The 20,212-nt window shown below is 66.7% G+C and carries 23 protein-coding genes; 4 read left to right on the plus strand and 19 right to left on the minus strand.

Annotated elements, in window-relative coordinates; all coding sequences use genetic code 11:
• Positions 1-8: 8 nt before the first annotated feature.
• Complete coding sequence (gene phaR / locus LO55_RS21830; protein WP_005670179.1) at positions 9-575, minus strand: polyhydroxyalkanoate synthesis repressor PhaR; 567 nt, start codon at positions 573-575, stop codon at positions 9-11.
• 206 nt (positions 576-781) lie between these two features.
• Positions 782-2,548 carry a class I poly(R)-hydroxyalkanoic acid synthase gene (phaC, locus tag LO55_RS21835; protein ID WP_071363089.1) on the minus strand — a complete coding sequence of 589 codons (1,767 nt, stop codon included), beginning with the start codon at positions 2,546-2,548 and terminating at the stop codon, positions 782-784.
• On the opposite strand from phaC, the gene LO55_RS21840 reads away from it, so the two are divergent.
• Complete coding sequence (locus tag LO55_RS21840) at positions 2,547-2,852, plus strand: hypothetical protein (RefSeq protein WP_177185483.1); 306 nt, start codon at positions 2,547-2,549, stop codon at positions 2,850-2,852. The two genes, phaC and LO55_RS21840, sit on opposite strands and share 2 nt — an antisense overlap.
• Before the next feature lie 26 nt (positions 2,853-2,878).
• Here the strand turns inward: LO55_RS21840 and pgeF are convergent, their stop codons facing one another.
• Positions 2,879-3,670 carry a peptidoglycan editing factor PgeF gene (pgeF, locus tag LO55_RS21845; RefSeq protein ID WP_071363090.1) on the minus strand — a complete coding sequence of 264 codons (792 nt, stop codon included), beginning with the start codon at positions 3,668-3,670 and terminating at the stop codon, positions 2,879-2,881.
• The gene (locus LO55_RS21850; RefSeq protein WP_071363091.1) at positions 3,667-4,761 is read right to left on the minus strand and encodes an RluA family pseudouridine synthase; all 1,095 of its coding nucleotides are present in this window, start codon (positions 4,759-4,761) and stop codon (positions 3,667-3,669) included. Before LO55_RS21850 ends, pgeF begins: the two co-directional genes overlap by 4 nt.
• 64 nt (positions 4,762-4,825) lie before the next feature.
• Between LO55_RS21850 and LO55_RS21855 the strand changes: the two genes are divergently transcribed.
• Positions 4,826-5,665, plus strand: a complete 840-nt coding sequence (locus tag LO55_RS21855) for an outer membrane protein assembly factor BamD (RefSeq protein WP_005670171.1) — start codon at positions 4,826-4,828, stop codon at positions 5,663-5,665.
• A 54-nt stretch (positions 5,666-5,719) separates the two neighbouring features.
• Here LO55_RS21855 and yaaA read toward each other — a convergent pair whose 3' ends face one another.
• Positions 5,720-6,490, minus strand: a complete 771-nt coding sequence (gene yaaA, locus LO55_RS21860; protein ID WP_071363092.1) for a peroxide stress protein YaaA — start codon at positions 6,488-6,490, stop codon at positions 5,720-5,722.
• A gap of 36 nt (positions 6,491-6,526) precedes the next feature.
• Here yaaA and LO55_RS21865 point away from each other — a divergent pair, with 36 nt between their 5' ends.
• Both LO55_RS21865 and LO55_RS21870 read left to right on the plus strand, forming a co-directional pair.
• Positions 6,527-6,982, plus strand: a complete 456-nt coding sequence (locus LO55_RS21865) for a putative toxin-antitoxin system toxin component, PIN family (RefSeq protein ID WP_071363093.1) — start codon at positions 6,527-6,529, stop codon at positions 6,980-6,982.
• 30 nt (positions 6,983-7,012) lie between these two features.
• A complete protein-coding gene (locus tag LO55_RS21870; RefSeq protein WP_071363094.1) occupies positions 7,013-8,170 on the plus strand; it encodes a pyridoxal phosphate-dependent aminotransferase in 1,158 nt (385 codons plus the stop codon).
• A gap of 3 nt (positions 8,171-8,173) precedes the next feature.
• On the opposite strand, the gene LO55_RS21875 is transcribed toward LO55_RS21870, so the two are convergent.
• The 14 genes from LO55_RS21875 to LO55_RS27205 all read right to left on the minus strand — a co-directional run bounded on the left by LO55_RS21875 (position 8,174) and on the right by LO55_RS27205 (position 20,131).
• Positions 8,174-8,650 carry a hypothetical protein gene (locus LO55_RS21875; protein ID WP_071363095.1) on the minus strand — a complete coding sequence of 159 codons (477 nt, stop codon included), beginning with the start codon at positions 8,648-8,650 and terminating at the stop codon, positions 8,174-8,176.
• Positions 8,651-8,766: 116 nt separating this feature from the next.
• On the minus strand, positions 8,767-10,098 hold the full coding sequence (gene paeA / locus LO55_RS21880) for a polyamine export protein PaeA (RefSeq protein WP_071363096.1): 1,332 nt from the start codon (positions 10,096-10,098) through the stop codon (positions 8,767-8,769).
• Positions 10,099-10,272: 174 nt separating this feature from the next.
• Positions 10,273-10,629 carry a translation initiation factor Sui1 gene (locus LO55_RS21885; RefSeq protein WP_071363097.1) on the minus strand — a complete coding sequence of 119 codons (357 nt, stop codon included), beginning with the start codon at positions 10,627-10,629 and terminating at the stop codon, positions 10,273-10,275.
• A complete protein-coding gene (locus tag LO55_RS21890) occupies positions 10,619-10,816 on the minus strand; it encodes a type II toxin-antitoxin system antitoxin (RefSeq protein ID WP_071363098.1) in 198 nt (65 codons plus the stop codon). Before LO55_RS21890 ends, LO55_RS21885 begins: the two co-directional genes overlap by 11 nt.
• A gap of 12 nt (positions 10,817-10,828) precedes the next feature.
• Positions 10,829-11,725: an SPFH domain-containing protein gene (locus LO55_RS21895; RefSeq protein ID WP_005670155.1), complete on the minus strand. Its 897-nt coding sequence runs from the start codon at positions 11,723-11,725 to the stop codon at positions 10,829-10,831.
• An 81-nt stretch (positions 11,726-11,806) separates the two neighbouring features.
• Positions 11,807-13,069, minus strand: a complete 1,263-nt coding sequence (locus tag LO55_RS26755) for a TonB C-terminal domain-containing protein (protein ID WP_177185561.1) — start codon at positions 13,067-13,069, stop codon at positions 11,807-11,809.
• A gap of 72 nt (positions 13,070-13,141) precedes the next feature.
• Positions 13,142-14,158 carry a tetratricopeptide repeat protein gene (locus LO55_RS21910; RefSeq protein ID WP_083415503.1) on the minus strand — a complete coding sequence of 339 codons (1,017 nt, stop codon included), beginning with the start codon at positions 14,156-14,158 and terminating at the stop codon, positions 13,142-13,144.
• Positions 14,155-15,045, minus strand: a complete 891-nt coding sequence (locus LO55_RS21915; protein ID WP_071363101.1) for an ExeA family protein — start codon at positions 15,043-15,045, stop codon at positions 14,155-14,157. Before LO55_RS21915 ends, LO55_RS21910 begins: the two co-directional genes overlap by 4 nt.
• Positions 15,045-16,850: a pilus (MSHA type) biogenesis protein MshL gene (gene mshL / locus LO55_RS21920; RefSeq protein WP_071363102.1), complete on the minus strand. Its 1,806-nt coding sequence runs from the start codon at positions 16,848-16,850 to the stop codon at positions 15,045-15,047. The genes LO55_RS21915 and mshL overlap by 1 nt, the downstream gene beginning before the upstream one ends.
• A gap of 14 nt (positions 16,851-16,864) precedes the next feature.
• A complete protein-coding gene (locus tag LO55_RS21925; protein ID WP_229410210.1) occupies positions 16,865-17,212 on the minus strand; it encodes a hypothetical protein in 348 nt (115 codons plus the stop codon).
• Positions 17,209-17,883 carry a type II secretion system protein GspM gene (locus LO55_RS21930; protein ID WP_071363104.1) on the minus strand — a complete coding sequence of 225 codons (675 nt, stop codon included), beginning with the start codon at positions 17,881-17,883 and terminating at the stop codon, positions 17,209-17,211. Before LO55_RS21930 ends, LO55_RS21925 begins: the two co-directional genes overlap by 4 nt.
• Positions 17,880-18,527 (minus strand): hypothetical protein, encoded by a 648-nt coding sequence (locus tag LO55_RS21935; protein WP_071363105.1) that lies wholly within the window; start codon positions 18,525-18,527, stop codon positions 17,880-17,882. Before LO55_RS21935 ends, LO55_RS21930 begins: the two co-directional genes overlap by 4 nt.
• Positions 18,524-19,456 carry a type IV pilus biogenesis protein PilM gene (locus tag LO55_RS21940; protein WP_071363106.1) on the minus strand — a complete coding sequence of 311 codons (933 nt, stop codon included), beginning with the start codon at positions 19,454-19,456 and terminating at the stop codon, positions 18,524-18,526. The genes LO55_RS21935 and LO55_RS21940 overlap by 4 nt, the downstream gene beginning before the upstream one ends.
• Positions 19,457-19,651: 195 nt before the next feature.
• Entirely contained in the window at positions 19,652-20,131 is a 480-nt protein-coding gene (locus LO55_RS27205) for a type II secretion system protein (protein WP_071363107.1), read from the minus strand.
• Positions 20,132-20,212 lie beyond the last annotated feature (81 nt).

The raw sequence follows: 20,212 nt of genomic DNA on the forward strand, positions 1-20,212 counted from the left end.
CGAAGCGCTTATTTTTTGTCGGTGGGATTGGTCGGCATGCCCGGGAACGGGAAAGCGCCGAACATCGCCTTGCTCTGGTTCTGCATCTGCTCCTGCATCTGCAGGAACAGGTTCTTGCTCTGGTCGATGTAGTTGTTCATCATGCCCTGCATCATCGGGCCCTGGACGTTCATGAACTGGGTCCACATCTCGGGGCTGAACGGCTTGCCTTCGAGCGCGCCGGCGGCGTTGCTGGTGAACTTGTTCTGGATGTCGGTGAAGGCCTGGACGTTCTTTTCCAGGTAGGAACCCATCATGCCCTGCATCGCGTGGCCGTAATAGCGGATGATCTGGGCCAGGACCGAGCTCGAGAACATCGGGACGCCGTTGGCTTCCTCTTCGAGGATGATCTGCAGCAGGATGCTGCGGGTCAGGTCTTCATTGCTCTTGGCATCGACCACGGTAAACTCGTCGGCGTCGAGCACGAGCTGTTTGACGTCGGAAAGCGTAATGTATGAACTGGTCTGCGTGTCGTACAGGCGACGGTTCGGGTATTTCTTGATCAGGCGTTCCGTACTTTTCTTCACACTGCTCATCTCTCGTTCCATAGGTTGCGCCGCGGCTTCGTGAGCCTCGTACTTAGAATTGTGTGCGCCGGCATGGCCGGTTCGTCTCCTGCCCGCCCGCTGCCAGGTCGGCAGTAAACGGACAGCAGACACCATACCATGCAATTGACGCAGGTGCAGCAATTACCAGTTTAATCACTGTCTTAGCTTTTCTGTCAACAAACCAATCCCGCCCCTCAATCGGCACGCGCCTTGACGTAGCGGCCGGGCGCCGGTTCCAGCGCCGTGTACCGCGCATTGCCGGGCGTCGCGGGCGCCGGCACCTCGGCGCCGCCGTGTTGCGCCAGGAATTTGGCCCACTCCGGCCACCAGCTCCCCTTGTGCTCGACCGCGCCGTCGAACCAGGCGGCATCGTCCCTGGGTCGCGACTTTCCGCCGGCTTTGCCGCCCGGTTTGCCAACCTCGTCGTTGACCCAATAGCTGCGCTTGTTCTTCGCCGCCGGATTGATCACGCCGGCGATATGGCCCGACGCGCCCAGCACGAAACGGTTCGCCTTCGGCTTCTTCGGATTGAGCAGCTCCATCGAGGCATACGCAGCCTGCCATGGCACGATGTGGTCTTCCTTCGAGCCGTACATGAACACCGGCGCATCGATCTTGCCGAGGTCGACCGGCACGCCGCACACCGTCAGCGCGCCCGGATTCTTGAGCTTGTTTTCCAGGTAGGTGTTGCGCAGGTACCAGCAGAACATCGGCCCCGGCAGGTTGGTGCTGTCCGCATTCCAGTACAGCAGGTCGAAGGCCGGCGGTTCCTTGCCCTTCAAATAGTTTTGCTGCACATAGTTCCATACCAGGTCGTTTGGACGCAGGGCCGAGAACGTCGTCGCCAGGTCGCGCCCCGGCATCAGGCCGCCGCCGCCCAGGGTCTGTTCGCGCAGCGCCACCTGGGCCTCGTCGACGAACACTTCGAGCACGCCGGTGTCGGAAAAGTCGAGCAAGGTCGTGAGCAGCGTCAGGCTGGCCGCCGGCTGGCGGCCGCGCGCGGCCAGCACCGCCAGCGCGGTGGCGGCGATCGTGCCGCCGACGCAGAAGCCGAACACATGGGCCTTTTCTTGCCCGGTGATGTCGCCCACCACGTCCAGCGCGCGGATCGCGCCGGTTTCGACGTAATCGTCCCAGCGCAGGTTCGCCTGGCTGCGGTCCGGATTACGCCAGGACACCATGAACACGGTATTGCCCTGCTCCACCGCGTAGCGCACCAGCGAATTCTCGGGCTGCAGGTCGAGGATGTAGAACTTGTTGATGCACGGCGGGATCATCAAGAGCGGCACGCTGCGCACGGTCGGCGTGCTTGGGGTGTACTGGATCAGCTGGAACAGCTCGTTCTCGAACACCACCTGGCCCGGCGTGTTGCCGACGTTGCGGCCGACCTCGAAGGCGGATTCGTCCGATTGCGAGATGCGGCCTTTCTGCAGGTCGGCCAGCATATTCGCCATGCCCTTGGTCAGGCTCTCGCCCTTGGTGTCGATCATTTTCTTCTGCGCTTCCGGATTCGTCGCGAAGAAATTGGCGGGCGACATAGCGTCGACCATTTGCTGGACCGCGAACCGGATCTTCTGGCGCTCCCGTGGGCCGGCCTCGACCGCGTCGGCCAGCGCCAGCATGAATTCGGAATTGAGCAGGTAGGAGGCGGCCGAGAATGCCGACAGCGGATGCGCCGTCCATTCGGAAGCCGAGAAGCGCCTGTCATGCAGCTCGGGCGTCTTGCCCGACACAAAATCTTGCCACAGCTGGGCGCCCTTTTTAAGGTAGTCGTCGCGGATCGATTCGAGCTTGAGCGGGTCGATGCCGGCGCCGACGTCTTTCAGGAAACCGGCCAGCGGATTGGCCGAGGCCGGCGGCGGCGTCATGGGCGCCATCTTCATCCAGCCCTCCCAGGCCTTGGGATCGGTAAATTGGGACAGCCAGGTTGCGGCGACAGCTTGCGGGTCAGGCATGTTCATGTGGGCATCCGTTGTTAGAATCTCGTCTCTTCAACCAAAAAAACAGAACATCATGTGGATCGTCGCCATTGCCTGGATATATGTTGTCGTGCTCATGGCGGCGACCGAACCGACGGTGATCGGCGGGATCATGACCTTCGTTTTCTATTGCGCAGTGCCATTATCCATTCTTTTTTATCTCACTGGCGCAAAGCGGCGTCGGCAGCGCAGCCGAACGGCGGCGCAGGGCCCGCGCAAACCGGGGGAGAACGGTGGAACCGGGGATGCCGCCGCCCCATCGGATGCGGATGGTGACGGCGACTGAGCAGTATCGGCCAGGATGCCGATCTGTCACTTGATCCAGATCAAGCTGGCCTGACGGCCGGTGACGCCGTCGCGGCGGTAGGAATAGAAGCGCTCGGGCGCGCTGGCGGTGCACAGGCCGCCGCCATGGACGCGTTCGACGCCGTCGCGCGCCAGCATCAGGCGCGCCAGGGTGAACATATCGGCCAGGTATTTACCCGGACGGCCAGGATAATCACGGAAGCAGGCGCGCGTGGCCTCCCCCGGAATCGCCGCCACGAAGGCGTCCACCACGTCCTGCCCCACCTCGAAGGCGTCGGGACCGATGGCCGGCCCCATCCAGGCGGTGATGTCGTCGGCGCCGGCCGCGCGCATGGCGCTCACGGTCGCGCCCAGCACCCCGCCGGCCAGGCCGCGCCAGCCGGCGTGGGCCGCGCCCACCACCTTGCCATCGAGGTCGGCGAACAGCACCGGCAGGCAGTCGGCGGTCAGGATCGCGCACACGACGCCTGGCGCGGTTGCCAGGCTGGCGTCGCCAGTACACACCGGCCGATCCGGCCCCACCTTCACGGCATCGACCACGTCGGCGCCATGCACCTGGGCGATCCAGGCCGGACGGCCCGGCAGCCAGGCTTGCAGGCGCTCGCGGTTGGCGCGCACGGCGTCCGGGTCGTCGTTCACATGCAGGCCCAGGTTCAACCCACCGCCGCCCTTGCCGTCGTCATACGGCGCGGCGCTGACGCCGCCGTCGCGGCTGGTGGCCAGCGCGCCGACCGAGGCCGGCAGGTCGGGCCAGTCCGGCCAGACCAGGTCGGCGCCGCCAAGCGCTCGATGCGTCATACGCGGTAGGTGACGACGCCGTCGTCGTCATCCTCGTCGTTGATCTCGCTGCCGAAGTCTCCGTCCTGCGGCTCCTCGATGCCCGCCTGGGCGATCAGCGCGGCGAAATCGTCGGCCAGCGGCACCGTCCATTCGCATTGTTCGCCGGTGCCCGGATGCACCAGGCCGAGGCGGCGCGCCTGCAGCGCCTGGCGGTGGAACACCGGCGTCAGGTGGCGCTTGCCATAGACGGCGTCGCCCACCAGCGCGAAGCCCAGCGACTGCATGTGGACGCGGATCTGGTGGGTGCGGCCGGTCTCGAGGCGGCAGCGCACCAGCGACACCGGACGACGATCGAGCTCGCCGGTGACGACGCGCTCGTAATGGGTGATCGCCGGCTTGGCGAACGGGCTGTTCGAGACCGCCATCTTGACGCGGTCCTTGGCGTCGCGCCCCATCGGGCTGTCGATGGTGCCCGAGGCGCGCGGCGTGCCCCAGACCAGCGCGAAGTATTCGCGCTTGACGGTGCGCGCCTGCAGCTGGCGCACCAGGTCGGTCTGGGCGGCCAGGGTCTTGCCTACCACCATCAGGCCGCTGGTATCCTTGTCCAGGCGGTGCACGATGCCGGCGCGCGGCACGCCCACCAGTTGCGGGCAGTGGTGCAGCAAGCCGTTGAGCAAGGTGCCGCTCCAGTTGCCCGAGCCGGGATGCACGACCAGGCCGGCCGGCTTGTTGATGACGATGATGTCGTCGTCCTCGTGGACGATGTTCAGGTCCATCGGCTCCGGCGCGAACGCCGTGTCCTCGGGCGCGGCCTGCGGTTCGACGACGATCGTCTCGTCGCCATAGGCCGTGTCCTTGCCGCGCGCCGGTTTGCCGTCAACCGTGATGTGGCCGCTTTCGAACCATTGCTGCAGGCGGCTGCGCGAGAACTGGGGCACGAGGCCGGCCACCACCTTGTCGAGGCGCTGGCCGCAGTGTTCCTCTTGCAGCGCCAGCGTGATCGGCGACAGGTCGATGCCGGGCGCGGGGGCGAACCCGGCCTCCAGTTCATCGTCAAAGTCAGGGTCAATAGGTAAATCCGCCGAATCCGGCGCAGGAGTTAATATCACGTCAGTCCCATCGGCTATAATCAGCCGTTCGTTGAATCTAGGTAAAACTTCTCTGCAAAAAGCTATGCAAAAAAAATTGTCTGTGTTGGTCGCAACTTGCGCCCTCGTCGGCCTCTCGGCATGCAGTGTTCTGCCGAAGCCTGCCGACGAATCCAAAAACTGGTCGGCGGAGAAATTATACGCTGAGGCGCGCGATGAGATGGCCGGCGGGCACTACGAAGCCGCAATTCCGCTGTTCCAGCGGCTCGAAACCAACTTCCCGTTTGGCGTCTATGCAACGCAGGCGCAGATGGAGATCGCCTACGCCCACTACAAGGCGGGCGACCAGGCCGAGGCACTGGCCGCGGTCGAGCGTTTCATCAAGCTGCACCCGAACCACGCCCAGGTCGACTATATGTATTACCTGCGCGGCCTGGTCAACTTCAACGACCAGCTCGGCTTCTTCAGCTTCGTCTACGAACAAGACCCGACCGAACGCGATCCGCGCGCGACCCGCGAAGCCTTCGCCGCCTTCAAGGCCCTGGTCGACAAGTTCCCGAACAGCAAATATGCGCAAGACTCGATCGAGCGCATGAGCTACCTGATCAACGCGATGGCGCAGTACGAAGTGCACGTCGCCAACTACTACTATCGCCGCGGCGCCTACCTGGCGGCGCTCAACCGCGCCCAGGATGCGGTGACCAACTACAGCGACGCGCCGGCGCGCGAAGAAGCGCTGTTCATCATGATGCGCAGCTACGACAAGCTCGGCATGCCGCTGCTGCGCGACGACACCCAGCGCGTGTTCCTGCTCAACTATCCGAACAGCTACTTCATCAATCCGAACGCGCGCGGCGAAGCGCCATGGTGGAAGTTCTGGGCCAAGAGCGGTCCGAAGCCATCGCCGAAAGACGCGGTCGAATAAGATCGCAGCGCCGGCGCCGTCCAGCGCCGGCGGTCCTTTCGGCTCAGGCCTGGCTCAGGCCTCGATACGGCGGCGGAACACCCATGCGCGCTCCTTCGACGCGCCCGGCTCGTAGGCATAGCCGTCGACGTCGAATTCCTTGAGCTGCTCCGGATCGGTGACGCCACGATCGGCCGCATAGCGCGCCATCATGCCGCGGGCGCGCTTGGCGAAGAACGAGATGATCTTGTACTGGCCGTTCTTCCAGTCCTGGAACACCGGCTCGATCACCGGCGCATCCAGCAACTTCGGCTTGACCGACTTGAAGTACTCGGTCGAGGCCAGGTTGACCAGCGCCGTGGACCCGGTCTCGGCCAGCTGGCGGTTCAGCGCCTGGGTGATGGTCTCGCCCCAGAACGCATACAGATCCTTGCCACGCGCGTTGGCCAGCTTGGTGCCCATCTCGAGGCGGTAAGGATGCATCTGGTCCAGCGGCCGCAGCAGGCCGTACAGGCCCGACAGGATGCGCACATGGCGCTGCACGTACTTGAGCCCTTGCGCGTCCAGGCTCGGGGCGTCGAAGCCGGTGTACACGTCGCCGTTGAACGACATGATGGCCGGGCGCGCCTCGGCATGGTCGGGCTGCCAGTGGGCGTAGCGGCCGACGTTGAGCCTTGATAACGCATCGGACAGGTCCATCAGCTCGCTGATTTGGGCCGGCGAATAATCGCGCAGCACCTCGATCAGTTCCGCGGCCTGCGGGATGAAGTCGGGATTGGTATGTTGCTTGGTGGTCAGGGGCGATTCGAGATCGAGCGACTTGGCGGGGGACAGGACAATCAGCATGAACGAACAAAAATTTTCCGCAAATAAACAAGCCACATGATAACCGCTCCAGCAGAATCCATCGTCATCGACACCAACGTCTTGCTCGACCTGTTCGTGTTCCACGATCCGCGCTGGGCCGAGCTGCTGGCGGCCATCGAGACGAAGCAGGTCGACGCGATCACGCGCGCCGAATGCCGCGACGAATACCTCGCCGTGCTGCGCTACCCGCATCTGCCGCTGGATGAGGCCGGCCGCGAACGGGCCGCGGCCCGCTTCGACGCCCTGCTGCGCCTGGTCGCGCCAGAGGCAAAGCCGATCCGCCTGCCGGTGTGCACCGACCGCGACGACCAGAAATTCATGGAACTGGCGCGCGACGCCGGCGCCGCGGTCCTGATCAGCAAGGACAAGGCCTTGCTCAAGCTGGGCCGCAAGACGGCGCAGGCCGGGCTGTTTCGCATCATGCTGCCGGAAGCATGGCTCAAGGCCAGGGCCGAAGGCACGCTAAAATAGGCACGTCATCTTCACGATCCGTTCTCACCCATGAGCCTTCCTCCGCTGGTTTCCCGTCTGCCCCAAGTGGGCACCACCGTGTTCACCCAGATGTCGCAGCTGGCGCTCGAGCATGACGCCGTCAATCTCGGCCAGGGCTTCCCCGACTTCGCCTGCGACCCGAAGCTGGTCGAGCTGGTGGCCGAGGCGATGCGCGCCGGCCACAACCAGTACGCGCCCATGACCGGCATGCCGGTGCTGCGCCAGGCGATCTCCGCCAAGATCGAGGCGACCTATGGCCACCGCTACGACGCCAACACCGAGATCACCATCACGGTCGGCGCCAGCCAGGCGATCCACACGGCGATCCTCGCCGTCGTGCATCCGGGCGACGAAGTGATCGTCATCGAGCCGGCCTACGACTGCTACGCGCCGGCGATCCTGCTTGCCGGCGGCGTGGTGGCGCCGGTGGCGATGCGCTTCGACGAGACCGGATTCAGCGTCCCGTGGGATGAGGTGGCCGCCGCGGTCACGCCGCGCACGCGCATGATCGTGGTGAACACGCCGCACAACCCGACCGGGACCATCCTGCGCCAGGCCGACCTCGATGCGCTGGCGGCGATCGTCGACGGCACTTCCATCCTGGTGCTGTCCGACGAGGTCTACGAGCACATGGTGTACGACGGCGAGCCGCATGCGTCGGTGTCGCGTGACCCGAGGCTGGCCGAACGCGCCTTCGTCGTGTCGAGCTTCGGCAAGGCCTTCCACGTCACCGGCTGGAAGATCGGCCATGTGGCGGCGCCGGTGGCGTTGATGACAGAATTCCGCAAGGTCCACCAGTACAACGTGTTCTGCGTCACGGCGCCGATGCAGCATGCCATCGCGGCCTACCTCGAAGACCCGGCGCCATGGCGCGACCTGCCCGCCTTCTACCAGGCCAAGCGCGACCTGTTCCGCGCCGGCCTGGCCGGCTCGCGCTTCACCCTGCTGCCGTCGGACGGGACGTATTTCCAGTGCGTGCGCTATGACGCCGTGTCCGACCTGTCCGAGGCGGATTTCGCGCGCTGGCTCACCACCGAGATCAAGGTGGCGGCGATTCCGGTGTCGGCCTTCTACGGCCAGCCGAAGGAATCGCGGGTGGTGCGTTTCTGCTTCGCGAAGAAGGACGCGACGCTGCAATTGGCGCTGGAGCGCCTCGGCCGCCTGTAGGACTCAGGAGCCGCGCTGCGGCTTGGTGGCCATCGCCACGATCGCGGCGCCGGCGGCCACGACCAGCGCGTCCTCGATCAAGCCGCTCTTGGTCTGGCCGATGCGCGCCATCGCCTGCTTGCGCCCGGCCAGGGTCAGGTAGGCCAGCGGCACGGCGGTGGCCACCGCGGCCGCGGCGCCCGCCTTTTCCCTGCCTTTCGGCGCCAGGGCCGCGCCGGCGATCCCCGCGCTCATCACGCGCGCCAGCAGGCCGAGAAAGACGGTGCGGTCGGGCGCGCTCTTCATCTTGTCGCCGAGCAGCTCGCCGACGCCCATCGCCAGCGCGCCATACTTGAAGGTCGGACGGTCCAGCAGGAACAGGTCGCCCGAGGTGCCGCGGCCGGCCAGGCGCGCGGTGGCGATGGTGGCCATGGGCGTCATCGAGCGCGCGCTGGCGACGGCGCCGATCAGGATCGAAGAAAGCAGATTGCGGATAGACATGTAAGGGCTCCTGTGGTTGGTGGCGGCCCGCATCCACGTGCGAGCCGGACCAGCTCAGGCTACCAAAGCGCGCGATATATTGACGCACGGCTCAGCCGTGACGCCGGCGCCCCTGCCTAGTCGGTCAGCGAACCCACCGACAGGGGCGACGTGTCGGCGCGTTCCAGGCGCTTCACCAGCAACTGGTCGATCCGGTAGTGGTCGACGTCGACCACCTCGAAGCGCATGCCCTCATGCTCGACGCTGTCGGTCGGCTTGGGCACCTTGCGCAGCATGTACATCATGAAGCCGGCCGCCGTTTCGTAGCGTTCTTCCTCGGGCAGCGACTGCAGGTCGAGCACCCGCTTCATGTCGGCCACCGGCGTGCTGCCGTCGATCAACCACGAGCCGTCGTCGCGCTGCAAGGTCTGCTGGTCGGCTTCGAGCGGGCTGCCCCAGCGGCCCATGACGGTGACCATGATGTCGCTCAGCGTGATCACGCCGACCACGAAGGCGTATTCGTTGATGACGATCGCGAAGGTTTCCTTGCTCGACCGGAAGCGGTCGAGCATCTCGGACAAGGTCAGCGTGTCCGGGATGATCAGGACCGTGCGGATGGTCAGTTCGCTCAGCTGGAACCTGGCCTGCTTGCTCAGCAGGCGCACCAGGATGTCGCGCGTGTCGACATAGCCGACCACGCGGTCGATCACGCCGTCGCACACCGGGAACTTCGACAGCGAATGGTTGGCGATCTTCTGGCGGATGCTTTCTTCGGGCTCGGTCAGGTCGAAGAACACCACGTTCTCGCGGGTCGTCATGGTCGACGTGACCGTGCGCGATTCGAGCTCGAACACGTTCTCGATGAAGTGCTGTTCCTGCTTCTGCAACACACCGGCCTGGGCACCGGCTTCGACGACGGCCGAGATCTCGTCGAAGGTGATGCGGTCTTCGCGCGTCATGTCGACCCCGAACAGGCGGAACAGCATATTGGCGATCTTGTTCAGTGCCCACGAAAATGGCCGGAACAGGCGGATCACGAACAGCACCGGGCGGATCACGGCCATCGCCGTGGCCTCGGGGGCGATCATCGCCAGGCGCTTGGGCATCAGGTCCGAGAACAGCACGAACAGGGTCGTGACGAACACGAAAGAAAGGGCGAAGGCCACGTTGTCGCGGCCCGGGCCGCTGTAGAACAGCGACAGCCAGTCGAGGAAGAACGGCCGCAGGGCGCCCTCGCCCAGGATGCCGCCGAGGATGGCGATGGCGTTCAGGCCCAGTTGCGAGGCGGCGAAGAAGTCGGCCGACTGGGCCTGCAGCGACATCACCTTCTGGGCCCGCTCGTCGCCGGCCTCGGCCAGCAGTTTCAGCTTGATCTTGCGTGCGCCGGCGAGCGCGATCTCGGTCAACGACAGGAAGCCGGCCGCCAGCACCAGCAGCGCCAGGACAGCCAAATGTTCGAACAGATTCATGGGACACCCGGGGTTTATTATTTGGGTCGCTTTGACCGGGGGAATACGCGCCGCCTCGTCCGCCATGCGCGGATCAAGGCGTGCCGGCCGCGTCCGCAGCCGGCAATCATGTCACTTTAGCACATGGCTGCCCTCTTGACCGCTCCTGCCCGGCGGGCGGGCCGCCGCCGCAGCTCAGCCCCCGGCCCGTTTCGGCGCGTGGCCCAGCTTGGTCAAGGTATCCATCACCAGCTCGCAATGGTCGCCCTGGACTTCGATCACGCCGTCCTTGACGGTGCCGCCCGAACCGCAGGCCGTGCGCAGCTGCTTGCCCAGCAGCGCCAGCGCGACCGGATCGAGCGCCACGCCCTTGACCAGCGTGACCGTCTTGCCGCCCCGCCCTTTCGACTGGCGCGAGACGCGCACCACGCCGTCCCCGACCACACGCGCCGCGGCCGAGCAGGCGCAGGCGGCGACCGGCTGCCGGCAGTCGGGGCACATGCGCCCGCTCTCGGTGGAATAGACCAGGCCACCGCTCGAACTACGTTTCATCTTCCACTCCACCACTCCTGGTTTTTGCTTCCCCGACTTTCACACCGCGGCGGGCCAGGCTCTCGCGCAGCAGGAACTCGATCTGCGCGTTCACGCTGCGCAGGTCGCGCGCCGCGAGACGCTGCAGTTCCTCCCACAGGGCTGGATCGATCCGCAGGGGGAACGCTTTTTTGCCGGGACTTGCCATGCCGTTTCGCTGCTAGTTGTACAGGGTGCCGGTATTCACGATCGGCTGGGTTTCCTTGTCCGAGCACAGCACGACGAGCAGATTGCTGACCATCGCCGCCTTGCGCTCGTCGTCGAGCTCGACGATGCCGCGCTCGGACAGGCCTTTCAGCGCCGTCTCCACCATGCTCACGGCGCCATGCACGATTTTAGCGCGGGCGCTGATAATCGCTTCGGCCTGCTGGCGGCGCAGCATGACCTGCGCGATCTCGGCGGCATAGGCCAGGTGGGTCAGCTTGGCGTCGAGCACCTCGACGCCGGCCGCCTCGAAGCGCGCCTGCAGCTCGCCCTTGAGCGTATCGGCCACCACGTCCATGCCGGCGCGCAAGGTGGTCTCGCCCGGGGCCAGGTCTTCGCCTTCATCGTAGGCATACTGCGACGCCAGGTGGCGCAGCGCCGCTTCGGCCTGGATCGACACATAGCGCTCGAAGTCGTCCACCTCGAACACGGCCTGGGCGGTGTCGCGCACGCGCCAGACCACCGCCGCGCTGATCTCGACCGGGTTGCCGCGCTTGTCGTTGACCTTGAGCGTCGGCGCATTGAAGTTGCGGGCGCGCAGCGACAGGCGGCGCTTGACGTAGAACGGGAAGGCCCAGCGCAACCCTTCGCTGCGGTCGGTGCCGATGTACTTGCCGAACAGGGTCAGGATCGCGCTCTCGTTCGGCTGCAGCATGTAGAGGCCGCTCAGGAGCAACAGGCCCCCGATGCCGACCACCACGCTCGCGAGCAGGAACCACAAGCCGTCCGACGACTCGGCCATCCTCTTGAAGAGATAGGCGGACAACAGCAGCAGGACGATCCCGGCGCAGGCCGCCAGGTAGCCATTTGCCGACGAAAACGCCGATTCACGGCGCGTATGTGCTGCGTGCATGCTTGTCTCCTCGTGTAAATAACATCAAAGTGATATCACTTTAGGATCACGACGAGTTCTTGTCAAGCAACTTGATGACATTTATTGCAAGCGTACGGCGACGTCGAACAGCCAGGTGCGCCGGATCTCGACCACGTCGTACTGCCGCGCCAGCGCCGGCGGGAACGGACCGTAGGGCGCCTGGCTCGCGATGATCCTGCGGATGCCGTCGTCGATCGCCGGCACCCCGCTCGACGTCTCGAACGTGACCTTTTCCACCGAGCCGTCGGCGCGCACCGCCACCGTCACGACCGGCTGCGTGTGCGGCTGCTTCACCGCTTCGCGCACCATGTCCAGGGTCCGGTTCAATTCGATCTTGCGACCCATGGCTTGCGCATACAGGACCAGGTCCTGGTTGGGGTCGGCGCGTCCGAACAGCCAGCCACGGCGCAGGCCGCTGACCGTGGGTGGCGGCACACCCGGCGCACTGCTCGCACGGTCGCGTCCGGCGGCTTCGCGTGAGAGCTGCTCGGCGATCGCGCGCAGCCGTTCGGCGCGCGGCGCCAGTTGCGCGGGAGGGCCCCGATCGCCCGGCCCCTGTTGCGCCGCCTGGCTCGCCTGGGCCTGGGCCTGGGCCTGGGCCTGGGCCTGGGCCTGGGCCTGGGCCTGGGCCTGGGCCTCGCTTGCACGTTCCTGTTCGCGCTGTGCTTGGTCAAGCCTCGCTTGTTCCTGCCGCGCTTGTTCCTGCCGCGCCTGCTCTTGCTGGATTGCTTCCTGGCGCGCGGCCTCGCGCTGCGCCGCCTCCTGTTCCGCCTTCTGCGCCTGCTGCAAGGCTTCGAGACGCTCTGCTTCGAGACGCGCCTCTTCCCGTCGTCGCGCTGCGATCCGTTCGGCCTCCACGCGCGCGCTCGCCTCGCGTTCGGCCTGCTCACGCGCGAGCGCGATCAGCTCGACCTCGCGCGCCTGCTCCGCGGCGTCGCGATCGGGTTCGGGTTCGGCTGCCACCCTTGCAATGGCGTCGCCGCGGGATGGCGCTGGGGCGGGGGGCTCGGCTGCCGGCGGCGGGACCGGCGCGCTTGCTGGCAGCGCAGCCGCCGCCGGCTTGCGTGGAACAGGGGCGGATGGTGCCGGAGGCGCCGGGATCAGCGCTGGCGCGGCAGCGGGCGCCGCAGGCGCCAGCACGATCTGCAGATCGCGCGCCGCCAGCCGCCGCTCTTCCCACGGGAAGCGCAGGCCGGACAGCCCGAAGACTTCCCCTTCCATGGGAATGCCCAATAACAGCACGTGAAGCAGCACGGACAGCGATAACGCCATGCGCATGCGCCATGGCGCCGCTGGAGGGACGAACTGCGTCGATGTGGCCACGTGAGTTTGCAAATAAATGCCAGGGATGAAACGAACCCGGCGATGCTATCACAACAACATGATGGCCGGCCGCTAGCGCTCGAGCTGTCCCAGGCGGCGCTCGACGAAGGCCGTCAGTTCGGGCGACAGCGTCCCGCTGCCCAGCGCCTGCCAGAACGCCGCCACCGCTTCCGGATCGCGCTTCTCGGCCTGCAGCGAGATGCCCAGGCCCATCCACCACACGCCATTGCCCGGCGCGGTGCGCAGCGCGGCCTGGTAATGCCCGGCCGCTTCGCGATGACGGCCTTCGCGCTGCAGCACGCCGGCCAGGAAGGCGTGGTATTCGCCATTGCCTGCCGCATGCGGCAGGGTGCGCGTCAAGGTGTCGAGCGCAGGGCCGCCCCGCTCCAGCTGCAGGCGCGCCAGCAACATCGCCAGCGAAGGCTGGCGCGCGTCGAGGGCCAGCGCCGCCTGCAGCTGGCGCATCGCCTCGTCCGGCCGCCTGGCCTCGATCAGCAGGCCCACCAGGGTTTGCCGCGACGCCTCATGGCGCGGATCGAGCTTCAGGGCGGCCTGCAGGGTCGCGATCGCCTCGGTGACGCGGCCGTCTTCCAGCGCCAGCAACGCGCGCCGGTAGGTGTTCTCGGTGCGCTGCGCCGCCGTCTCGCTGCGGCCGCCCGCGGCGGCGGGCGCCGCCGGCTTGCGTGGCGCGGGCGCGGACGCGGCCCTGGCCGACGCACGCGCGGTGTCCCTGGGCGGTGCCGGTCGAGCCTGAGCCGGTTCCGGTTCGGACTCCGGCGCGGACTCCGGCGCAGGCGGCGACGGTGGCGGCGCAACGTCCACCACTGGCACCGGCGCCGCCACCGGCAGCGCGAGCGCCACAGGCTGCGCGGCCGCAGCCACCGGCGCCTGCGGCTCGCCCATGTCCTGCCAGCCGATCGCGCCGACCGCGGCGACGGCGATCAGCGTCCCGCCCGCCAGCGCGCCACGCATCCACCTCGCCCTCGGCTCCGGCGCCGGCGCCAGGCGCACGTCGGCCGGCAGCGGCGCCGCGCCGGGCTGGCCGGCGCGCGCATCGAGGTCTTGCAGCATCTTGTTGATCAGGCTCATAGCGCCAACGCCCAGGCCAGGCCGGCCGCCGCCCCGGCGACGACGGCGCCCCCTAGCAGCCAGGTCCGGATCGTGCGCGTCACGCCCACCGTGTCGCGCGCGGCGATCGCCACGTGGCTTTTGATCACCTGCTGCTTGCCCTGGCCGTAGCTGAGCATCAGTGCCTTGTGCGCCATGATGTTGACCAGGCGCGGCACGCCGCCACTGGCCTTGTACAAGCCACGGATCGCGGCGCCCGAGAACAGGCGCGCGCCGGTAAAACCGGCCACGCGCAGGCGGTGCGCCACGTAGAAATCGAGGTCGTCGCGGCTCAGCGGGCCGAGGTGATAATGAAAGGTGATGCGCTGGGCCAGCTGGCGAATCGACGCGAGTTCGAGCTTGCGGTTCAGTTCCGGCTGGCCGAACAGGACGATCTGCAGGAGCTTCCTCTTCTCGGTCTCGAGATTGGTCAACAGGCGCAGGGCCTCCAGGCTTTCGACCGGAATTGCCTGCGCCTCGTCGAGGCACAGCACCACGCGCAAGTCCTGGCCGGCCAGCTCGAGCAGGCGCAGGTTGATCGCCTTGAGCAGCTGGTGCTGGTCGACGTCGCGCTCGAGCGGGATTTCCAGCTCGTCGGCCAGCGCCAGCATCAGGGTGCGCGGCTCCAGGTAGGGATTCGGGATGTAGGCGGTGACGAAGCCCTCGCCCAGCGTGGCCATGAACTTGCGGCACAACAGCGTCTTGCCGGTGCCGACTTCGCCGGTGATCTTGATGAAGCCTTCGCCGCCGCGGGTCGCCACCAGCAGTGTGTTCAGCGCTTCCTGCGAGCGCGGACTGCCGAAGAAGAAGCTGGTGTCGGGCGTGATCCCGAACGGCAGCTCGCGCAGGCCGAAGTGCGCCGCGTACATCAGTCCGCGCCCAAAGTACGGCCGCGGCTGCGCGGATCGAGCTGCTCGATGCGGCGGCCGGCGTCGAGCATGTCCTGGCTCCAGTCGCTCGCCCCTTCGACGATGGTCGGCTTGATCAGCACCACCAGCTCACGCTTCTGGCTCGTGCGGTTCTTGTTGCGGAACAGATTGCCCAGCAGCGGGATCTTGTCGGCGCCCGGCAGCTGGTCGGTGTCGCCGCTCGAGGCCTGGCGCATCAGGCCGCCGATCGCGACCACCTGGCCGTCGCGGCCGCGCACGATGCTGTCGAGCTCCGAGGTGCTCGACGCCGCCAGCGGCAGGCGCAGGGTGCCGCCCGAACCGAGGTCGACGTCCTTGTTGACGGTCGTGACCTGGCTTACCGACGGGTGCACGTGCAGCAGAATATTCCCTTTATCGTCGATCTGCGGCGTCACGTCCAGCACCACGCCCGAGAAGAACGGCTGCACCGTCACGCTCGGGCTGACGATAGTGCTGCTGTTGGTGGTGTTGATGTTGTTGGTGATGCCGGTGACGAAGAATTCGTCGGTGCCGATCTTGAGCACGGCCTTCTGGTTGTTGATCGCCGCGATGCGGGGGCTGGACAGCACGTGCACGCTGCCCTGCGACTCCAGGAAGGTGATCAGGGCCGCGAAGTTATTGGTCTGGAAGGCGAAGCCGAACAGCGAGCCGGCCGCGCTGGCCGCGTTCGACAGCGAGAAGCCGGTGCTGGCCGACAGGCCCGAGCCGTTGTTGATCACGGCCGGCTGGCCGCCGCCGTAAGGCAGCGGCGCCAGGTTCGCGCCGGGCGAGATCATGCCGCCCGAGACCCGGTTGGCGGTGCCGCCGCGGAACGAGGCGAACGAGGCCCAGTTGATGCCGCTCTGGTAACTGTCGGACAGTTCCACCTCGAGGATCTTCGCTTCCAGGATCACCTGGCGGTCCACCGACAGCTGGGTCGCCTTCAGGTAGGCGTCGACGTTGCGCAATTCGTCCGGCATGGCGCGGATCACCAGCACGCCGGACTGCGGGCTGACCACCACGCTGCGTCCGCCCTCGAGCGTGCCGACGATGGCGACGATCGATTCCTTCAGGTCTTTCCAGAAGTCGTTGTCGGAGCGGGTCTGGACGTCGGTGCTGTTGAGCTGGCGCTGGCCGTTCAGGTTGTTGCCGTTCTGGCCGTTCTGGCCATTCTGCCCGTCCTGGTTGCCGAAGCCCTGCCCCATCCCGCCGCTGTTGTTGCCGCCGTTGTTACCGTTATTGCCGGCGTCCGCCACCGAGGTCGAGGACACGCGCGTGTTCGACATCCCGCGCCGGCTGGCGGTCAGGTAGTTCACCTGGAACATGCGGGTCTGCATGGTCAGCGGACGGATGCTGATGCGCGCGCCGTCGATCCTGTAGTCGTAGCCGTACATGTCGCGCACCGCTTCCAGCGTCTCGACCAGGGTTACGTCCTTCAGGTTGGCGCTGATATTGCCGCTCACGTCCGGGTGCACCAGCATGTTGTAGCGGGTGCCGGCCACGATCGAGCGGAAGAACTGCTGCGCCGGCACGTTGTTGAAGGCGACGTTGAAGCGCTCCTCGAGCGCGGGCCGCGCCTTCGGCAGCTGGCTGGCCAGGGTCGCGGCCGGCGGCAGCAGCGCATTGGCCACCGCATCGTCGACCGCCGGGCGCGGCGCCGGCTGGCTGTTGGCCTTGGCCATTTCCTGGGCGATGGCGTCGTAGGTGGCGTTCGGCGGCGCGCTCTGGCAAGCGGCCAGCAGCAGCGCCGCGGCCAACGCGCAGGGAGTCGCGAAAAGCTTCGTCATGGTGGAATCCCTTGTCATTTGGCGGCCGGCGTCATGCCCGGCAGCGGCGCATCCATGCGCAGCACCTGGCGTTCGCTGCCGCGCACCAGCACGACCTCGTTGGCGCTGACGCGCGCCACGCGCGCGCCCTTGAAGGTCTCGCCCAGGCGCACCGTCTCGCCGTCGATCACGGCCACGTGACGGCCGCCCGCATGGCGCGCGATCAGCACCGATTGCAGGCGCGGCGCATCGTCGGCGGCGGTGGCCTGCGGCGCGATCCGGTCCATGCCCGGCGGCGGGCGGGTCGGGTCGAGCAGCGCCTGCGCGCTCGCGGGTTGGGCCAGCGCCAGGCAGGCCAGCACGGTCAGGAACAGGTTCTTCACAGCTTCATCCATTGTCGGTCAAGGCTCAGGGTATGCAGGGTGAGCGTCAGGCGCGCGGCGGGATACTCCTCCACGTCGAGCTGGGCGCGGCCCCAGAACATCCGGGTCGGCATCGCATCGAGTGCGCTCATGTAGTCGACCATGTCGAGATAATTGCCGCGCACCGTGACTTCGATGCCGTGGCGGTACAGCAAGGGGGCGGCGGCCGGCGCGGGCGCTGCGGCCGGCGCCGGCGCCCCCGGTCCCGCCAGCGGCTCGACCGGCAAGGTGCGCATCGACACCAGTTTCAGGCGCCCGTTGGCGCGCAGGATGCCGTCGATCAGCGGCCCCATGCGCTCGGGCGGCACCAGGCCGTGCTCGATGGCCAGCAGCTGGTCGCCAAGCTGGCCCATCTCCTGGCGCAGCGCATTCAGGCGCGTGCGCGCTTGCGCGTCGGGGTCGTGCTGGAAGGCTTGCACGCGCCCGGTGATGGCCTCGTCGATGGCCGCCATCCCGGTGCGCTGCTGGGCGATCTGGGCGCGCAGCGCCTCCTGGGCCGCTTCCATCGGCGCCAGCACCAGCGCGTGGCCGAGGAAGGCCAGCAGCGCGCACGCCGCCAGGCACACCAGGGCGCGTTCGCGCAGCGACAGCGCGTCGATGCGCGCGCGCAGGGTCAGGATCCGCTCCTTCATTTGCCCTGCTCCTCAGGCACCGATTGCAGGCTGAATTCGATGTAGGGCGCCGGGCGCGTGGCGGGCTTGCCGTCCGCGTCCGGCGCCTGCAGCGGCGCGGCCTCGCCGATCTGCAGGCTGGCGAACGACTTGCCTTGCATCAGCGGTTCGTGGGTCAGGCGGTTCAGGTAGCCCGGCACCATGGCCGGATCGACCGTGCGGCCCTTGATCCCGATCTGCGCGCCGCCGGCGCCGACCGTCACGCCGGTCAGCCACAGGCCTTGCGCGCTCTGGCGCGCCAGCGCCTTGAAATAGCCAGCGAAGCCGCCCGTGTCGCCCAGTTCGCCGCGCGACAGCGCGCCGGAAATATGGCGCATCGCGGCCAGTTGCGTGTTGGCCTCGGCGATCTGTGCCTCCAGCGTCGCATCCTTCTGGCGCGGGACGAATTCGCGGTTGGCCGACGCCAGGCGCGCCTGGCGTTTCTCGAGCTGGACGGCGCCGCTGTCGGCCTGGCGCCGCAGTTCGGCAGTTTCCATCTTGCCGATGACGGCGAGAATGGCGACGCCGGCGACCACGGCGCCGACCGCCAGCGCGATGGTGGCGCTCGACAGCACCTGCTTCTGCGGCTGGAAGGCCGGATTGAACAGGTTGATCTGTTGCTTCATGCGGCCCCGCCTTCGCGCAGCGCGGCGCCGATCGCGAGAAAGAAACGCTGCTGCTGCGCCTGGTCCGCCAGCGCGGGCGTGCGCGACAGGTCGAATAGCGTGGCCAGGTCGAGCGTCTCGACCGGCGTGTACAGATTGCTCGACAGGTATTCGTCCAGGCCGCTCACGGCCGACGGTCCCAGCACCAGCTTGGCGACGCTGATGAAGGAGTACTGGCGCTCGAAATGGTCGAGCGAGCGTTGCAGCTCCAGCGTGATCTTGTCGAAGGCCTGGTGCTTGCGCTCGTGGTCCGGCTCGAGCAGCTGGGCCAGGGTGACGTCGAAGCGGCGCGACAGGTATAGCTCACCGCGATACGACACGGTCAGCAGGCCGCCGTCGTCGCCGAACGAGAGCATGGCGACGCCGCGCCCTTCCGGCTCCAGCATGGCCGACACGTTACGCTGGGCCATCTCGGGGATGTCGATCGCATGCAGGTCGACCTTGGCGTCGAGGAACAGCTTCTGGCGCGGCTGGATCACGGTGTTGCGGGCGGCGACCGCGAAGATCGATTGCTGGGCGCGCGCGTTGGCGTCGAGCGGGATGTCGAGCACGTCGATGGTGGCCTCGAGCGCCGGGAAATCGAGGATGTCCTTCAGGCGCCAGCGGATCGCCGTCTTCATTTCCTCGCGCGGCACGTTCGGCGCTTCGACGTTGAGGATCTGGTATTCGCCGCCGGACAGCAAGGCGATGCAGTGGCGCAGATGCGCCTGCACGTCGCGCCCGGCCTTCTCGAGCGCGTCGGCTCCGGTCGATCCCGGAAGGAACTGGGCCAGATGCACCAGCGGCTTGCCATCCGGATGACGCTCGACGCTTGCAAGCGCCATGCCATCGCGATGGAGCGCCACGGTCAGCCAGCCATCCCTTCTTTTCGCTTTCTTAAACAAACGCATGCAAGCTGTGTCGGTGATCGTACATTGTCGGCTTTTGAAGACTTGATTATAGACAAGACGCACGCGCCGGAATCGTAAAAAATCGCTGATCCAGCGCAAGTTGGCCGCCGAGTGTGGTCAGAAAGCACAAGCACGCGGACTGTCCATAAACAAAAGGCGCTGCAATCGCAGCGCCCGTCGTGCATCAGGCGAAACTTACTCGCACTTCAGGTTGTTGGCGAGGGCGATGACCGGCGCGGCATTGGCGCTGGCGGCTTCCGTATAAGTGACATGGCAGGTCGTCGCGAGCGCGGAAGGCACGCTCTTCGGCGTGATTTTCAGCACCGTGCCTTCGTCGGCGACGGTGTAGTCATCGGTGCTCAATCCGGCGGCGGCAGCGAGCTCGGTCGATGCATTCGCGTAGCCGGTGGTTCCCATCGGAACGTTGATGCCGCCTTCGACCTGGAACACGCCGTTCTGCGGATTCGGGTTGATCAGGGCACGGCCATGCAGCATGGCCGAGGTCGACGCCAGCGAACCCTTCACTGCGTTCAGGCTCGCGATGCGCGCATCGCCGTTCAGGCCGGAAAACTTCGGCAGCGCGGTGGCGGCCAGGATGCCCAGGATGACGATCACCACGATCAGTTCGATCAGGGTGAAACCACTCTGCGCCTTCTTGTTGAAACTGATTTTCATTCTTTTTTCTCCGTTACGATGGTGGGGACGAGTGGCCGTCCTGCTGAACATGTACTTGCTGCCCAATTCTACCGTGAGAAA

The sequence above is a fragment of the Massilia timonae genome, assembly GCF_001866515.1.
In the GTDB taxonomy this organism is placed as follows: domain Bacteria; phylum Pseudomonadota; class Gammaproteobacteria; order Burkholderiales; family Burkholderiaceae_D; genus Telluria; species Telluria timonae.

What these genes read in the sequence shown, in the direction of transcription:
- phaR (WP_005670179.1), bottom strand. Translation starts at nt 575, where the DNA reads ATGAGCAGTGTGAAGAAAAGTACGGAACGCCTGATCAAGAAATACCCG.
- LO55_RS21840 (WP_177185483.1), top strand. Translation starts at nt 2,547, where the DNA reads ATGTGGGCATCCGTTGTTAGAATCTCGTCTCTTCAACCAAAAAAACAG.
- phaC (WP_071363089.1), bottom strand. Translation starts at nt 2,548, where the DNA reads ATGAACATGCCTGACCCGCAAGCTGTCGCCGCAACCTGGCTGTCCCAA.
- pgeF (WP_071363090.1), bottom strand. Translation starts at nt 3,670, where the DNA reads ATGACGCATCGAGCGCTTGGCGGCGCCGACCTGGTCTGGCCGGACTGG.
- LO55_RS21855 (WP_005670171.1), top strand. Translation starts at nt 4,826, where the DNA reads ATGCAAAAAAAATTGTCTGTGTTGGTCGCAACTTGCGCCCTCGTCGGC.
- yaaA (WP_071363092.1), bottom strand. Translation starts at nt 6,490, where the DNA reads ATGCTGATTGTCCTGTCCCCCGCCAAGTCGCTCGATCTCGAATCGCCC.
- LO55_RS21865 (WP_071363093.1), top strand. Translation starts at nt 6,527, where the DNA reads ATGATAACCGCTCCAGCAGAATCCATCGTCATCGACACCAACGTCTTG.
- LO55_RS21870 (WP_071363094.1), top strand. Translation starts at nt 7,013, where the DNA reads ATGAGCCTTCCTCCGCTGGTTTCCCGTCTGCCCCAAGTGGGCACCACC.
- LO55_RS21875 (WP_071363095.1), bottom strand. Translation starts at nt 8,650, where the DNA reads ATGTCTATCCGCAATCTGCTTTCTTCGATCCTGATCGGCGCCGTCGCC.
- paeA (WP_071363096.1), bottom strand. Translation starts at nt 10,098, where the DNA reads ATGAATCTGTTCGAACATTTGGCTGTCCTGGCGCTGCTGGTGCTGGCG.
- LO55_RS21885 (WP_071363097.1), bottom strand. Translation starts at nt 10,629, where the DNA reads ATGAAACGTAGTTCGAGCGGTGGCCTGGTCTATTCCACCGAGAGCGGG.
- LO55_RS21890 (WP_071363098.1), bottom strand. Translation starts at nt 10,816, where the DNA reads ATGGCAAGTCCCGGCAAAAAAGCGTTCCCCCTGCGGATCGATCCAGCC.
- LO55_RS21895 (WP_005670155.1), bottom strand. Translation starts at nt 11,725, where the DNA reads ATGCACGCAGCACATACGCGCCGTGAATCGGCGTTTTCGTCGGCAAAT.
- LO55_RS21910 (WP_083415503.1), bottom strand. Translation starts at nt 14,158, where the DNA reads ATGAGCCTGATCAACAAGATGCTGCAAGACCTCGATGCGCGCGCCGGC.
- LO55_RS21915 (WP_071363101.1), bottom strand. Translation starts at nt 15,045, where the DNA reads ATGTACGCGGCGCACTTCGGCCTGCGCGAGCTGCCGTTCGGGATCACG.
- mshL (WP_071363102.1), bottom strand. Translation starts at nt 16,850, where the DNA reads ATGACGAAGCTTTTCGCGACTCCCTGCGCGTTGGCCGCGGCGCTGCTG.
- LO55_RS21930 (WP_071363104.1), bottom strand. Translation starts at nt 17,883, where the DNA reads ATGAAGGAGCGGATCCTGACCCTGCGCGCGCGCATCGACGCGCTGTCG.
- LO55_RS21935 (WP_071363105.1), bottom strand. Translation starts at nt 18,527, where the DNA reads ATGAAGCAACAGATCAACCTGTTCAATCCGGCCTTCCAGCCGCAGAAG.
- LO55_RS21940 (WP_071363106.1), bottom strand. Translation starts at nt 19,456, where the DNA reads ATGCGTTTGTTTAAGAAAGCGAAAAGAAGGGATGGCTGGCTGACCGTG.
- LO55_RS27205 (WP_071363107.1), bottom strand. Translation starts at nt 20,131, where the DNA reads ATGAAAATCAGTTTCAACAAGAAGGCGCAGAGTGGTTTCACCCTGATC.